The sequence below is a fragment of the uncultured Parvibaculum sp. genome (genome assembly GCF_963975745.1).
GTDB lineage: Bacteria > Pseudomonadota > Alphaproteobacteria > Parvibaculales > Parvibaculaceae > Parvibaculum.
In genome coordinates this window covers 36,063-49,757 of sequence record NZ_CAXBIB010000011.1, presented here as the reverse complement: position 1 = coordinate 49,757, position 13,695 = coordinate 36,063, and the positions used below count along the sequence as shown (strand labels likewise).

12 protein-coding genes are annotated in these 13,695 nt (G+C 66.4%); 5 read left to right on the top strand and 7 right to left on the bottom strand.

Features of this window, described 5'->3' with window-relative positions; genetic code table 11:
• Positions 1–57: 57 nt before the first annotated feature.
• From AAC071_RS10300 to AAC071_RS10290, 3 genes are read right to left on the bottom strand one after another with little or no spacing between them, the layout of a single operon-like run.
• Positions 58–1,317, bottom strand: a complete 1,260-nt coding sequence (locus AAC071_RS10300) for an MFS transporter (RefSeq protein WP_339832253.1) — start codon at positions 1,315–1,317, stop codon at positions 58–60.
• 57 nt (positions 1,318–1,374) lie between these two features.
• Positions 1,375–2,049: an NAD(P)H-binding protein gene (locus AAC071_RS10295; RefSeq protein ID WP_339832252.1), complete on the bottom strand. Its 675-nt coding sequence runs from the start codon at positions 2,047–2,049 to the stop codon at positions 1,375–1,377.
• Complete coding sequence (locus AAC071_RS10290) at positions 2,046–3,269, bottom strand: citrate synthase family protein (RefSeq protein ID WP_339832250.1); 1,224 nt, start codon at positions 3,267–3,269, stop codon at positions 2,046–2,048. Before AAC071_RS10290 ends, AAC071_RS10295 begins: the two co-directional genes overlap by 4 nt.
• A 177-nt stretch (positions 3,270–3,446) precedes the next feature.
• On the opposite strand from AAC071_RS10290, the gene AAC071_RS10285 reads away from it, so the two are divergent.
• Both AAC071_RS10285 and AAC071_RS10280 read left to right on the top strand, forming a co-directional pair.
• Positions 3,447–4,586 carry a citrate synthase/methylcitrate synthase gene (locus tag AAC071_RS10285; RefSeq protein ID WP_339832249.1) on the top strand — a complete coding sequence of 380 codons (1,140 nt, stop codon included), beginning with the start codon at positions 3,447–3,449 and terminating at the stop codon, positions 4,584–4,586.
• 221 nt (positions 4,587–4,807) lie between these two features.
• Complete coding sequence (locus AAC071_RS10280; RefSeq protein ID WP_339832247.1) at positions 4,808–5,857, top strand: DUF2332 family protein; 1,050 nt, start codon at positions 4,808–4,810, stop codon at positions 5,855–5,857.
• A 52-nt stretch (positions 5,858–5,909) separates the two neighbouring features.
• On the opposite strand, the gene AAC071_RS10275 is transcribed toward AAC071_RS10280, so the two are convergent.
• Positions 5,910–7,913 (bottom strand): alkyl sulfatase dimerization domain-containing protein, encoded by a 2,004-nt coding sequence (locus AAC071_RS10275; protein ID WP_339832246.1) that lies wholly within the window; start codon positions 7,911–7,913, stop codon positions 5,910–5,912.
• A gap of 110 nt (positions 7,914–8,023) precedes the next feature.
• On the opposite strand from AAC071_RS10275, the gene AAC071_RS10270 reads away from it, so the two are divergent.
• Entirely contained in the window at positions 8,024–8,677 is a 654-nt protein-coding gene (locus AAC071_RS10270; protein WP_339832245.1) for a Crp/Fnr family transcriptional regulator, read from the top strand.
• Positions 8,678–8,793: 116 nt separating this feature from the next.
• Positions 8,794–9,561, top strand: a complete 768-nt coding sequence (locus AAC071_RS10265) for a carbonic anhydrase family protein (RefSeq protein WP_339832244.1) — start codon at positions 8,794–8,796, stop codon at positions 9,559–9,561.
• Positions 9,562–9,567: 6 nt separating this feature from the next.
• Here AAC071_RS10265 and AAC071_RS10260 read toward each other — a convergent pair whose 3' ends face one another.
• The 3 genes from AAC071_RS10260 to AAC071_RS10250 all read right to left on the bottom strand — a co-directional run bounded on the left by AAC071_RS10260 (position 9,568) and on the right by AAC071_RS10250 (position 12,288).
• Positions 9,568–10,479, bottom strand: coding sequence for a glycosyltransferase family 61 protein (locus tag AAC071_RS10260; RefSeq protein ID WP_339832243.1), 912 nt, complete (start codon positions 10,477–10,479; stop codon positions 9,568–9,570).
• Positions 10,476–11,768 (bottom strand): hypothetical protein, encoded by a 1,293-nt coding sequence (locus AAC071_RS10255; RefSeq protein WP_339832242.1) that lies wholly within the window; start codon positions 11,766–11,768, stop codon positions 10,476–10,478. Before AAC071_RS10255 ends, AAC071_RS10260 begins: the two co-directional genes overlap by 4 nt.
• Positions 11,769–11,916: 148 nt before the next feature.
• Positions 11,917–12,288 (bottom strand): hypothetical protein, encoded by a 372-nt coding sequence (locus AAC071_RS10250; protein WP_339832240.1) that lies wholly within the window; start codon positions 12,286–12,288, stop codon positions 11,917–11,919.
• Between the two features lie 195 nt (positions 12,289–12,483).
• Here AAC071_RS10250 and AAC071_RS10245 point away from each other — a divergent pair, with 195 nt between their 5' ends.
• The gene (locus tag AAC071_RS10245) at positions 12,484–13,626 is read left to right on the top strand and encodes a hypothetical protein (RefSeq protein ID WP_339832239.1); all 1,143 of its coding nucleotides are present in this window, start codon (positions 12,484–12,486) and stop codon (positions 13,624–13,626) included.
• Positions 13,627–13,695: the final 69 nt, after the last annotated feature.

Here is a 13,695-nt window from a genome sequence, read left to right as displayed (position 1 = left end):
GCCTCACTATAGGCGCGGCTCTGGCGGTCGCAAAGTGCGCGTTCGAAGCGGCCAGCGCTACTCCATCTCGGCCTTATAGCTCCAGATCGGCGAGAGGAAGTAGAGCGCGGCGAGGATGCCCACCATGATCGTCGCCGGCACCAGCACGGCATCGAAAATGCCGAGCCAGCCGACGAGAAGGCCCATGGTCAGGGCGCCGATCGGCGCGCCGCCCGAAAAACCAAGCTGATAGGCGGCGAGCACACGCGCCCGGTGGCTTTCGGGCGCGGCGATCTGAACGATGGTGCGCCCCATCGTCATCGTCGTGCCGGCGCCCATGCCCCACCAGAACACCAGCACGCAGATCATCCAGAACGGCATCGGAAAGTGGAAGAGCGCGAGGATGATCAGCCCGCTGGCGAGCGATCCCATCATCATCCGTCCGCGATGGCCAATATGGCCGATCCGGAACAGCACCATGTTGACGATGATGGTGCCGCCCCAGAAACAGATATTGATGATCGCGAACTTGACCGTGAATTCGGCCGACGTCGTCAGGTAGATATCCCGGATCATCAGCGGCAGGACCACAAGGAAACTGCCGACATAGAATAGCCCGACCGCGAAATTGAGGCCGATCACCGTGGCGACGATGGGAATGCGCGCCGCTTCCCTCAGCCCGTCGACGATCTGCGCGAAGCGGCTCTCGCTGCTGGCCGCATTGGAGGGCGGCAGCGGCGCGAGCTTCAGCGAGGCGAAAAAGCCCGACAGCATGATGCAAGCCTGGAAGATCAGCAGCGCCGGCGTGCCGGTCAGCGCGGCGAGGGCGGCAATCAGCATGCCGACAAGCTGCGAGCCCATCTGCACGCCCATCGCCATGGTCACGGCCTGCTGGATGCCGGTTTCGGCGACGCGGGTCAGCGCCGAGTCGCGTGCGGGGATCGCAAAGGCGCTCAGCGTGCCCATGGTCAGCGCGAAGATGATCAGTGAGGCGTAAGTGAGGTTGCCGGAAAGATAAATTCCGGCAAGGACAAGCGGCGGCAGCGCCGACAGGATATGCACACGGATCAGGATGCGCCGCGCATCGCCATGATCGGCCACCGTGCCGCCCAGCAGCATGAAAAGGATCGCCGGTGCCATCAGCGACATCTGCGCGATGCCGACCCGCGCGGCCGGTTCGTTGAGAACCTGCGTCACGAGGAACGGAAAGATCACGAACTGGATGCCGAGACTGACGAACCAGCTCGCCTGTCCGCCGAGATAGAAGTTGAGGCGTTGCCGGCGCGCACGCGCGATCTCGCCGTTTTCGGCCGAGGCCGTGCGCTGCTGCGCCGTCATGACGGCATCCTCCCAACCTCAATTCATTTTTGGAACTGTATCACGTGAAAGGTAATTTCAAGCCCCCGCCAGACGCATCATCTGGTCGTAGGCATGAATTTGCCGTCCGGATGTTGGGCTTGCCGCAGCGGCATGCATGGCGCGCACAACATTTTCGGCCTGCATCGAACGATAGGCACGCATCGGTCCGAACATCAGCCCATCGAGCACGGGTGAAACCAGCTTGCCGATCGTCTCGACGGGGCGCGATTCCCGCCTTGCGCCGATCAGCAGGCCGGGGCGGAAGATGTGCAGCGCCTCGAAGCCGAGTGCGCCAAGCGCCTGTTCCGTCTCGCCTTTCACGCGCGAATAGAAAACGGACGAAGCCGGATCCGCACCGATCGAAGAGACCAGCATCATGCGTTTGGCGCCGCGTGCCTTGGCCGCTTTTGCAAAGGCGACAATGGCGTCGAAGTCGACCTTGCGGAAGGCGGCCTGACTGCCGGCCGTCTTGATCGTCGTGCCCAGCGCGCAAAAGGCGTCGTCGACCGAAATGTTCTTCTGCGCCAACGACTTGTCGAGCGCATCGAAATCGACAACCACCTCTTCGAGCTTCGGCGACGGCGCGACGCCGAGCGGGCGACGCGTCACCGCGACGACGCGTCTGTATTGCGGATCGGCAAGCAGCAGCTTCAGCAGATGGCCGCCGACAAGCCCGCTCGCGCCGGCGATTAATGCAGTCTTTTCAATCATCTGGGTGCCTCGCCCGTGTAACGCGCCCGCGGCCGGATCATCGTGCCGGTGCGATATTGCTCGATCGCATGGCCGATCCAGCCGGCCGTGCGCCCGAGCACGAAAATGCTGAGGCCCGCACCGCGCGGCAGATGCAGCACGGCGCCCATGGCGGCGATGGCGAAATCGATATTGGCTTTGAGGCCGCCCGCTTCTTCCATCACGCGCAGAATTCGTTGTGCGCGCAAGAAGTTGGCATCGTCGCCGTATTTCTCTTTCAGCATCGAGATCAGCGCCTTGGCGCGCGGATCGCCTTCCGGGTAGAGCGGATGACCGAAGCCCGGCACCGGGTCGTTGTCCTTCAGCCGCTGCAGCACCGCGTCCTCGACGTCCTGACGGTTGGCCATGTCGAGCAGCAGGCTCTCGACGCGCCCCGACAGCCCGCCGTGACGCGGCCCCTGCGCGGCGCAGATGCCGGCCTGCACCGCTGCATATAGCGTGGCGCCGGTGCCGGCGACGCAACGGACGGTAAAGGCCGAGGCATTGAGCTCGTGATCGGCGCAGAGCACCAGTGCCGCGCGGATGAGTTCCGAGGCCGGTTTCTCGCCCTGCGTCAGCGCCCTTGTGAGGACCTCGTGCAGCGGCTTGTCGCTCGGTTCCGCGCCCGAGATGACCGCGCCGACGAAGCGCATCAGCCGCGCGCCGGTGGCCGCAAGGCCCTGATCGGTCATGTTGTAGACGGCGGCATCCTCGAGCGCGGCGAGCGGCAGGAGCGCCAGACAACGCTCGATTCGCGGGCTTTTTGCGAGGCTTTCAGCCATTTTCTGCAATGCCGCGCTGGGCCGCAGCACCGCCTCGCGGGTGAAGGGCTGCTCGCGCGCGCCCCAGAGAAGCGCTGCCACCTGCTCCAGCGAGGAGGTGCGCGCCAGCGCCGTCGCATCCGAGCCGCGATAATGGAGCTGACCGTCGGCAATCAGCGTGATCGCCGAATCCATCACCGGCAGGCCGAAGCTGAGAGAGGTCGAAAGGGCCGGATTTTCGGCGGAAACCCGCCGTTTCTTGAGCAGCCGCACATCCTCGGCGCGATACCGCCTGGCACGCGACCCCGGCACCGGTTCCGAGCGGATCAGGTCGCGGCTGACATAGGCATAGAGCGAGGCGAGGCTGATTCCGAGCTCGGCCGCCGCCTCGCGCGCCGAGAGATAGAGGCTTTCCGGCCGATTTCCGGGCTTCCTGGCCATGACCTGTCCAAAATGATTTTACATTGATTAGCTTAATCAAGATTGACGATCAATCAAGTATCGCCCAGCTTCAATTGTGACAGCGCGCTGTCAAACCGCTGTGCAGCGCTGCGGCGTCTGCGGAGCAAGCCTATGAAAATATTGGGATTTCAGCGCCGGAACGGAAGGAATTGAGCGATGTCGAAGACAGTCACACAGGAGCGCGCAACAGCCAGCGGCCTCGACAATGTGGTCGCCGCGGAGACGAATCTGAGCCATGTCGATGGCGAGGCGGGGCGCCTGATCGTCGCCGGATATGAGGTCGAAACCCTTGTAAAAACTCACGATTTTGAAGGTGCCGTGGCCGAACTCTGGCGCGCCGCGGGCGCCGAGACGGGCGATCTGAAGGCCGCGCTGGGCAGCGCGCGCACAGCAGCGTTCAGGCTCGTACCCCCCCTTCTGTCACGGAACTGTCACAAAACTGTCACGGAAGGTCTGCGTACCGGATTGTCGATGCTCCCGGACGGCGAGCCGACCCCGGGGATAAGTCGAGATATCCCCGCCCAGGTGAGCGACGCGCTGCGCGTGCTGGGTGCCGCGCCGGTTTTTGTCGCCGCACTGTGCCGGCAGCAGGAAGGGAAATCCCCGGTCGCGCCCGATCCGACGGCCGGCCATGCCGCCGATTTCCTCCATATGCTGAGGGATGCGGAGGCGAGCAGCGCCGAGGTTGAAGCGCTCAATGCCTATCTGGTGACGGTGATGGATCACGGCATGAACGCCTCGACCTTCACCGCCCGCGTCATTGCCGCGACGCGTGCCGGCACGATCTCGGCGGTGGTCGGCGCGCTCTGCGCGCTGAAGGGGCCGCTGCATGGCGGTGCGCCGGGTCCGGTGCTCGACATGCTGGACGAGATCGGCACCGAGGCGAATATCCGCCCCTGGCTCGAGGCGGCGATCGCGCGGGGCGACCGGCTGATGGGCTTCGGCCACCGCGTCTACAAGGTGCGCGACCCGCGCGCCGACGTCTTCGCCCATGCCGTCAGCCTGCTGACGAACAACAACGAGCGCCTGCGCTTCGCCCGCAAGGTCGAACACGAGGCCCTGGCGGCGCTGAAGGAAGCCAAGCCCGGCCAGCGCCTCGACACCAACATGGAGTATTACACCGCCGTGCTGCTGGAAGCGCTCGGCATCCCGCGCGACGCGGTGACGCCGGTCTTCGCCATGGCCCGCATTGCCGGCTGGACCGCGCATGTGATGGAACAGGAGCGGGTCGGACGCCTGATCCGCCCGCAGTCCGTCTATGTCGGCGACTGGCCGGAAGAGACGCGGGCGGCTTGATTTCTTCACCCTCCCCCTGAGGGAGGGTCAAAATTCGCATCGCGAATTTTGGGGAGGGGTGCTCCGCTATCGGCAAATGGTGCGCTATCGATTATGCGCTGAAGTCCCATGCCTACCCCTCCCCGAAAAATCCTCACTGCGTTCGAATTTTTCGACCCTCCCTCAGGGGGAGGGTGGGAAGAGAAGAAAACGAGAAATCAATCCGTAAACGGAATAAAATCATGCCCGACACGCGCACGATCCCCGATGCCTTCCGACGCCAGGCGGTGGCCTGCCGGCATCTCGGCTCGCCGTTCACCGCCCGCGTCTGCGAGGCGCTGGCGGACGGGCTGACGCGCGAGACGGGCTTCGGCGCGCGGATTCTCGGATGGGAAGGCAATCCGGTAAACGACGCGCTGGCCTTGCGCGCGGCCGGTGCGCTGAATGCGCTGGCGCGGTCGGGCGGCTGCGCAGGCCTTGCCGCCGCCTATCCGCCGCACGATGCGGATGACGATGTGCTGCGCGATGCGATTGCGGCGGCAATGGCCGGCCACGACGATTTCCTGACGTGTTTTCTCGACAGCCCACCGCAGACCAACGAAGTGGCGCGCTCGAATGCGCTGCTTGGCGGCGCGTTGCATCTTGCAGCGGCGGCCGGGTTGCCGCTGGCGATCCACGAAATCGGTTCGAGCGCCGGGTTGAACCTTGTGTTTGACCGCTACGCCTATGAACTGGGCGCGGCAAGGTGGGGCGCCGCCGATGCGGCCGTGACGATCTCAGCCGATTGGTCGGGCGATCTGCCGCCGCTCGACGCGCCGCTTCGCGTGGCCGCGCGCGCGGGCTGCGACATCAACCCGCTCGATGCCGTGCGCGACCGTGAAAGGTTGCTTGCCTATATCTGGCCCGACCAGCGGGCGCGGCTTGCCCGCATCGCGGCGGCGCTGACCGAAGCGGCGCGAACCGGCGTCGCGGTCGAGAAGGCGGACGCGGGTGAATGGGTCGAACGGCATTTCGGGCATGCGGGCGAACGTGGCATCGTCCGTGTACTGATGCATACCATTGTCTGGCAATATCTGCCGGCGGCAACGCAGGCCCGCATCGAAGCGGCCATGGCGCGCGCCGGCGCTGCCGCAACGGAGGACGCCCCCGTGGCGTGGCTTCGCGCCGAACCCGACAAAATCGACAAGCTGTCCGCCGCCGTCACGCTGACGCTCTGGCCGGACGGCGAAGGCGAAACGCGAACCCTCGGCCGTACCGATTTTCACGGGAGATGGACGAAGTGGGGCGGGTGAGGGGAATGCCTTCCACTTCCTTCCTACCCTCCCCGAAGGGGGCTCGTTCCGCCTAGGGCTCGACGACGTTGAACCAGAAGGGTGGCGTTTCGAGGGCTTCGAAGAAGGCGCCGAGCGCCGCCGCATCGCCCTCCAGCGTCGCCTCGCCGGCCTGCGCCAGTTGCGGGAAGCTGCGCCGCCGCAACATCAGGTCGTCGAAGGCGCTCCGGCTCATGCGGATCGTGGCGGCGGCATTTTCCGAAACGGCGCCAAGGCGGGGAAAGGCAACCGCGCGACCGATATCGACCAGAATGTCTTCCTGCGTATCGGTGAAACGGAAGTTCAGTTCGAACGGCGCGCGCGCCAGTTTTTCCGGCGCGTAGCGCACCGACAGCGCATTGAACAGGTCGATGCTCGCCACGCCCGCAATGAAGTCCTTGTTGCCCATATTGACTTCGCCGACATCGGGCAGGCCGCGGCGCAATTCCTGCGCGCCCGACAGGTAATAGGCGCGCCAGGCGCCGCTTTCGGCCTGGAAGCCCATCTGTTCGTAACTGGCCGCCAGCCAGTCGCGCGCGGCTTCGTTGGCCGCATCGGCAAAGACGACATTGTTGAAGACATCGGCGGCCCAGCGATAGTCGCCGCTTTCGAAGGCCCTTTGGCCCTCCGCCAGCGCCGCATCGGCACCGCCCATGGCGGCGACGAGACGCGTCGCGCGTTCGACCGGCGGATGCGCATGGTAGTTGGCCGGAACGCCGTCCCACCAGCCGAAATAGAACTGGTAGACCGCCTTGGCATTGTGGTTGAGCGTGCCGTAATAGCCGCGCGTGTGGAACGCTTCGCCCTGCAGCGCCGGCTCCGGCAGCGCCTCCGCGACTTCGGCGATGGTCCCGCCGGCATTTGCCAGCCGCACCGTCTGGTCGTGGATGTAGCGGTAGATGTCGCGCTGGTCGCGCAGAAACTTCTCGACATTCTCCGCGCCCCATTTCGGCCAGTGATGGGAGGCGAAGACGATATCGGCCGTGCCGTATTCGGTCAGCACATGGTCGATCACCTGGCTCCATTTCAGCAGGTCGCGGACATGGGCGCCGCGCGGCGTCAGCGCATTGTGCAGCGTGCCCGACGCAACCTCGGCGGTGCAGAGCGCGTTGAACTGCGGCAGGTAGAACATGAACTCGCCCGGGGCTTCGGTGTCGGCCGCGTCGATGAATTCGAAGATGACGCCGTCGACCGTGCGCTGCGTGCCGGTCCCCGGAACTTCCTCGGTCGGCGCAATCAGGCCGACCGAACCCTTGGGAAGGGCCGGTCCGAGACCGACCGAGACCTGGGCGGCCGGATCATGCGGCAGCGCATTGCCGAACATCAGCACGGCCCGCCGGGACATATGGTTGCCGGCCAGCAGGTTTTCGGAAACGGCCGCCGTCAGGAAGCCTTCGGGCGCAAGGATCGGGACGTTGCGGGCCTTCGCGTCGTCCTCGTCGATCACGCCGCGCACGCCGCCGAAATGATCGGCATGGCTGTGCGTGTAGATCACGCCGGTGACCGGCCGGGCGCCCAGCGTGTCGTTGACCAGTTTCAGCGCCGCCGCCGCCGTCTCGCGCGCCAGCAGCGGATCGATCACGATCCATCCCGTCTCGCCGCGGATCACGGTCATCACCGCCAGATCGTAGCCGCGCACCTGCCAGATACCGTCCGTGACCTCGAACAATCCGTGCAGGTTGGTCAGCTTCGCCTGCCGCCAGAGCGACGGATTGACCGTGTCGGGGCTTTCGCCGGCAATGAAATCCGACGCCTTGATCGGCCAGACGACATTGCCGTCGGCATCATGGATCGCGTCGGCGTCGATCTGTGCCAGCAGCCCGCGCTGCGCATCCTCGAAATCGGCTTGTGAATCGAGCGGCAGGCGCGCGGCGAAGGCGGCATTGGCCAGCCGCGTCGCTTCGGTCGCTTCGCCGGCGGGCGGGGGCGCGATGTCGCTGCGATCGCTCTCGGGCTCCGAACAGGCGGCAAGCGCCAGGGCGATTGCCAGGCTGGCGCCCGCCAGCAGCGGCATGCGGGTCTTGCGGTCGATGATCATGGTTCCAGCTCCCTGAATTTCCAGCCTTGAACCTATCCGCCCGGCCTGTTGCGTTTTGTCGGGAAGCCGACACTCTGGGGCGTGTTTCGACCTTTTCCGGGAGCGCTCCAATGCCGGCCTATCCCTCAAGCCCCTACAACTGGATCGACGGTCTGCCGGACAGGGCGCGCGATGCCCTCCAAAGGGCCATGGCGCCGCATCTGTCGCGGACCGGCGGGGATGTCTACACGCCGACGACGCGGGCCCGCGGTCTCTACCGGGTGCTGGCGGGCCGGGCGCAGATGTATGTGATCGGCGCCCAGGGACAGCAGATCCTGTTCCGGGACTTCGGGCCGGGCGAAACCTTCGGCGAGGTCGCGACGCTCGATCTGCAGAACTATCCGGTCTTCGTCTCGATCGATGCCGGCTCGAGCGTCGGCTTCGTTGCACATGAGCAGGTGACGGCACTGTCGCAGGAATTCCCGGACATCAGGCGCGCGGTCGAGGCGGCGGTCTGCCAGTATGTCCGTACCCTGATGGCCTTTCTGGTGTCGGCTCTGACGCGCAACGCGCAGGACCGTGTGCATGACCGCCTGGTCTGGCTGGCCGACTCCCGGCCCGGCGGCCGGGCGGCCGGGCCGGTCCGGACGACCCAGGCCGATCTCGCCGCGATGCTCGGCCTGTCGCGCCAGAGCGTCAACGAAGCGCTGGCCGCGCTCGAAGCGGGCGGGCGTGTCCGGCGGTCGCGCGGGGCGATCGACCTGACGGACGCAATCGTGCCGTGAGCGTTGTGCCGACAGACAGCGAAAATTGTGAGGCACGGCAAGCTGGTACGGAAGGCGCCCCGGGCGTAACCTGCCGACTGTCCGCGCCGTGCGGACCAGACAGCCGGGGGAACGAAATGCAACGGATCGAGCGGGCGCGAGGGATCTTCGTGGCGGGCTGCGTGGCCGCGGTCCTGATGACGGGCGGTGCACTGGCCGAGGGCGGCGGGGAACATGCCGCCTGGGACTACGGGACGGCGCATGGGCCCGAACACTGGGCCGATATCGACCCCGCCTATGCAACCTGCCGCACCGGCGCGCGCCAGTCGCCCATCGACCTTCCCGATGCCGGCACGGCGGACGGCGCGGCGCCGCCGCTCGTCCTCGACTACCGGCCGGGCGCGGCGACGGTGGTCAATCTCGGCCATACGCTGCAGGCCAATGTCGCGGCGGGCAACCGGCTGACCGTCGGCGGGGTCGTATATGAGTTGCTGCAGTTCCATGTCCATACGCCGAGCGAACACAGCATCGACGGCCGGCATTTTCCGATGGAAGCGCATCTCGTTCACCGCAACGCAGAAGGCGGACTGGCGGTGGTGGGCGTGCTGATCGATGCGGGCGCTGCCGGCGTCATCGACGAACTGCCGCTGCCCGATGCGGTGGGCGCCTCGGCAGAACCGGATGCCGCGCTCGATCCGACGCATCTGCTGCCGGCGTCGCGCGCCTTTCATGCCTTCGAGGGTTCGCTGACCACGCCGCCCTGCAGCGAGGGCGTGCAATGGATCGTGATGCGCGAACCGGCAACGGCGAGCGCCGAAGCGCTGGCCCGCATCGCCGCGCTGCTGGGTCCGACCAATCGTCCGGTCAACCCGCTCAATGGCCGCGCGCTGTTGTCGGGCGAGTAGCGCCGGTCAGGCGCGTGCGGTCCAGCGGCGGAAGGAGGCGACGATGCGATCGCCGAGCGTCGGCTTTCCCATCCCGGCGAAGAAGTCCTGCAGCGCGTAGCGGTCGAGTGGCTCGATCACGCCCGGACAATTGTCCTGCCGGTAGGGCATGTTCATGCATTCGGACAGGCATTGCTGGAAGGGAATGACGAAACCGGGCGGGCGGAGCAGATAGACCCGCGTGCCTTCGGGCGCCCAGATCAGATTGGCGAATTCGGCGCCTTCGATGCCGGCGACGCCGCGCACTTTCGAGAACACCGCGATCTGGCAGCCGACGCTGTGGCCGCCGGGCTCGTAGATCGCAACCGGATAGCCGCGGGCCTGCATCTGCGCGCAGACTTCGACGAGATTGGTAAGGTAGCGCCGGGCCCGGCCATAGCTCGGAATTTCGGCCGGCCCGCCCGGCGCGTAGAAATTGGGCATCGCCGAACGTTCCAGCAGCAGGATCCGGCCCGCCAGCGCGACATCGGCGCCGCAACCGCAGCGGTTGGGAATGGCCGCCTTCAGGGCCGGTACCACCCGGTCGAGACGCGACCGCAGTTCCTGCCTGAATTGCGGATCCTGCGTGAAGCGGTCCCAGTGTTCCAGCAGGACTTCCTCGGCGGCCGCATGTTGCCGCGCGATCTCGTCGGCAGCGGCGATCACGAAATCGACGCCGAGACAGGACAGGCATTCCCGCGTGACGGCGTCCATGACGGGCCCGCAGGATTCGAGCACGTAGCGGCGGCGATCGGCGGCATGGGCGAGGTGATGATCGACCGTGGGCAGCAGGTAGCCGAACATGTAGTGCCAGAAATGCTGCACCGAGCCTTCCATGCCTTCCCTCTCGACGGTCAGGCGGATCGGCCGGGCGGAGATGGCGGCGGCTTCCTCGGTCACGACACGGCCAGAACCGGTTGCGGCAGTGTTGCCGGTTCGGGCGTCGCCCGCGCCAGCAACGCCTGCTGTCGTGTCCAGAGATCCAGCAGCCGGGTCGCGGGCATGTCGAGATGATCGAAGCTCAGCGGTTCGTCCCGTTCAAGCGCCCGCCGCACGACCGGACGCGCCGGACCTTCCTCGACATCGAGCAGGCCCTGCGGCACCTGGCCGGCGGCATCGGCGTCGGCCGCCGTCACGATCAGGCCATAGACTTCGTCGCTGCCGATCGCATGGCCGATGGTATCGCCCGGCTGCAGCGGTTTCTTGGCATGGGCATAGCAGTCGGTCACCCGTCCCTTGCGCAGGCCGATCACGGCCTTGCCATATAGTGCCGCCATGGCGACGGCGCGCGTCGTTTCGAGATGGCAGAGGTGATAGGGGCGCAGGAAGACGTAATAGGGATGCCGGCCGGTGACCTTGTAATAGCCGAGATAGCCGCGCTTGAACGCATCGTCGCAGCGGCCGACGACATAGACGCCGCCGCCATGCTGCCGGGCGCCGAGAATGTAGTCGACCCGTCCCTGACCGCCATAGGCGTCGAAGTCGAAAAGATCGAGAACGTCTTCCATGCGCTCGGCGCGCGGGCCCTGCATGCCCGGCACGAAGGGTGTCAGGCCGTGCTCGTTGGCGATCAGCGACATTTCGATATTGAGTTTCGAACCGTCGGTATAGGCGAGACACTGTCTGGTCGTCAGATTGAGGCTGCGGGCGATCTCGACCGATCCTTCCATCGTCCGGTAGCGGTCGAGAAAGCCCTTCATGTTGCCGGCCTGGACGATCTCGAAACCCCACATCTCGATTTCTTCCATCATCCGCGCCAGCACGCCGTGCTGGTCGCCGGCATCGCTGGTGACGACGACGCCGTGGCGCGCCGCCGCATCGCGCAGCAGATGGCCGAGCATCAGATCGACTTCGGCATTCATCAGCACGCAATGCACCTTCCGCTCGATGGCGGCCATGCAGTAGTCATGGGCCGCGACGACCGAATTGGTCGCCTCGATCAGCACGTCGCAGGCGAGCGCGGGATCGCGCAGCGCAGCCAGGGCGTCGGTGGTGACGCGGACCGGCTTGCCGTAGAGCCGGGCGGCTTCGCCCAGGGTGGATTCCGAGCGGCCGGCAATGAAGGAGAGACGCATGCCGGGCGTGCGTCCGATCTGATGCGCGATCCCCCGGCCCATCAGGCCGGTGCCGACCAGGCCGACATGGATCGGATTGCCGTCGGCCTCGCGCTGTTTCAGTTCGTTCAGCATCGTCACATCCGGTAATGGGCGTTTCCCGCACCGGACAATCGAGGATTCCAGAGCGTTCCGGAATATGACACATCGCATGTCGACGGTCGAAATCTTCCGAACACTGAATTAAGGATTTCACCGGCGCGTGGCGATGCGCGGCCGCCGGTCAGCAGGGTGGGCGGTCGGCGAAGGTCTTTTGCGCGAGTTTGACGGCCGGCTCGTCCAACAGTTGCGGATTCCAGTCGCCGGTGCGGACGATCTGCTGCGCGAGCTGGATCCAGGATCGCGGTCCGTCGATATTGATGCAGCCGAGCGGATTGGGTGCCGGTGCCTCGAAGCTGCGTTTAAGCTTTTCGTCTTCATGCAGATAGCGCAGGACGTTGAAATAGCCCTCGAGATATTGCCGGCAATAGCGAGCTTCGCGCGGCATCGGCATGGTCGGGTTGAGCTGATGGGCGACCAGCGCATCGCAGGCGGCATGGAGGTCGCGGCCGGTCTCGATCCGGACGCGCGCCTCGGCCTCTGGCGGCAGCAACACCGCCATCCCCGGGAGACACAGCCCGAAAATTAACGCTATCGACGTAAAGACGGCCTGTTTCGGCCTCTTTTTTGCGCTTCGCATTGCAGCCATTCCTTCCTGACGCGACAATGGAGCCGAGATCGGCCGCCGCTGCAACCATTTGCGCGCGCGGCCGTCGGTCGCGCAGATGCGGGACGGCAAGCGGGTGGGACGATGAAGTCGCGCATATTGATCTATGGCGTCGATCACTACATGGGCGCGCTGACCTCGCGCGTCGCGGTGGCGCGCGGCGTGTCGCATATCGGTGCCGGCCGCGACATCGCGCCGGTGGCGCAGCACGCGGCCGCCATGGCCGGGCCGGCGCAGAGCGGCGGACCAGTCGAGCCGCGCATCTTCACGCCGGGCGACGCGCATCGCATTGCCGGTCAGCTCGACGATGTCGGCGTCGTGGTCAATGCGGCACGTCTTTCCGAGGGCGATTTCAATTCGTTGCTTATCGCCAGTCTGGCGACCGGCACGCATTTCATCGATCTGTCGGCCGACCGTGCGACGGCCGCCGCGCTGGAGGCGCGCGACGAGCCGGCGCGCCAGGCCGGCGTCATGCTGCTGGCCGGGGCCGGTTTCGATTTCGCCGCGATCGATGCGCTGGCGGCGCGGCTGGCCTATATCCTGCCCGGCGCGCGTGCGGTGACACTGGCGGTCAAGCGCGGGCTGCTGCTCGAAAGCGAGGCGCGGGCGCTGATCGAGGCCGCCCGCAAGCCCGGCGAGACGGTCAAGAACGGCCAGCTGGCGGCGGCACGGCCGGCCGCGCGCCGTCTCGAAGTCGATTTCGATGCCGGTCCCGAAATGGCCTGGCTGGCGCCCTGGAACGGTTATGCAACCGCGGCGCGCCATCGCGGCGCCTATTCGACCATCGAATGTTTCGAGGCGCTGCCCGAGCCGCTGGAACGCGTGCTGGCGGCCGGCGGCTTCAAGGCCCGCCTGTTCCGCCGCGGCTGGGGCCTGAAGCGGCTTGAAAAGAAGCTGGGGCGCCGCCGCAGCCGGCTGACCGAGACGCAACTGACGCGCGGCCGCGCCGTTGTCTGGGGCGAGGCGCGCACGCCCGACGGCACGCTGCGCCGCGCGCGGCTCGAAACGCCGGATGCGCATCTCTATTCGGCCGAGGCCGCCGTGGTGCTGGCGCGCCGCACGCTGGCCGGCGCCGCACGCGCGGGCTTCCAACTGCCCTCGGCGATCGGCGGCGCGGCGCTGGTGGAGGAAATTCCGGGCGTCGCCTGGCGCGAACTGGCCGACCCGTCAGACAATCTCGCCTTCGAGATCGACCGCCCGGTCGCTGCCGACGCGAAGAGCGCCTGAGTAAATTCGCCTCGCGAATTTTGGGGAGGGGTACTCCGCCATCGGCATCTGCATGCGTCGCGATTATGC

Coding starts and splice junctions, on each gene's coding strand:
- AAC071_RS10255 (WP_339832242.1), bottom strand. CDS start 11,768: ATGCTGAACGAACTGAAACAGCGCGAGGCCGACGGCAATCCGATCCAT.
- AAC071_RS10275 (WP_339832246.1), bottom strand. CDS start 7,913: ATGATCATCGACCGCAAGACCCGCATGCCGCTGCTGGCGGGCGCCAGC.
- AAC071_RS10300 (WP_339832253.1), bottom strand. CDS start 1,317: ATGACGGCGCAGCAGCGCACGGCCTCGGCCGAAAACGGCGAGATCGCG.
- AAC071_RS10295 (WP_339832252.1), bottom strand. CDS start 2,049: ATGATTGAAAAGACTGCATTAATCGCCGGCGCGAGCGGGCTTGTCGGC.
- AAC071_RS10265 (WP_339832244.1), top strand. CDS start 8,794: ATGCAACGGATCGAGCGGGCGCGAGGGATCTTCGTGGCGGGCTGCGTG.
- AAC071_RS10285 (WP_339832249.1), top strand. CDS start 3,447: ATGTCGAAGACAGTCACACAGGAGCGCGCAACAGCCAGCGGCCTCGAC.
- AAC071_RS10270 (WP_339832245.1), top strand. CDS start 8,024: ATGCCGGCCTATCCCTCAAGCCCCTACAACTGGATCGACGGTCTGCCG.
- AAC071_RS10245 (WP_339832239.1), top strand. CDS start 12,484: ATGAAGTCGCGCATATTGATCTATGGCGTCGATCACTACATGGGCGCG.
- AAC071_RS10280 (WP_339832247.1), top strand. CDS start 4,808: ATGCCCGACACGCGCACGATCCCCGATGCCTTCCGACGCCAGGCGGTG.
- AAC071_RS10290 (WP_339832250.1), bottom strand. CDS start 3,269: ATGGCCAGGAAGCCCGGAAATCGGCCGGAAAGCCTCTATCTCTCGGCG.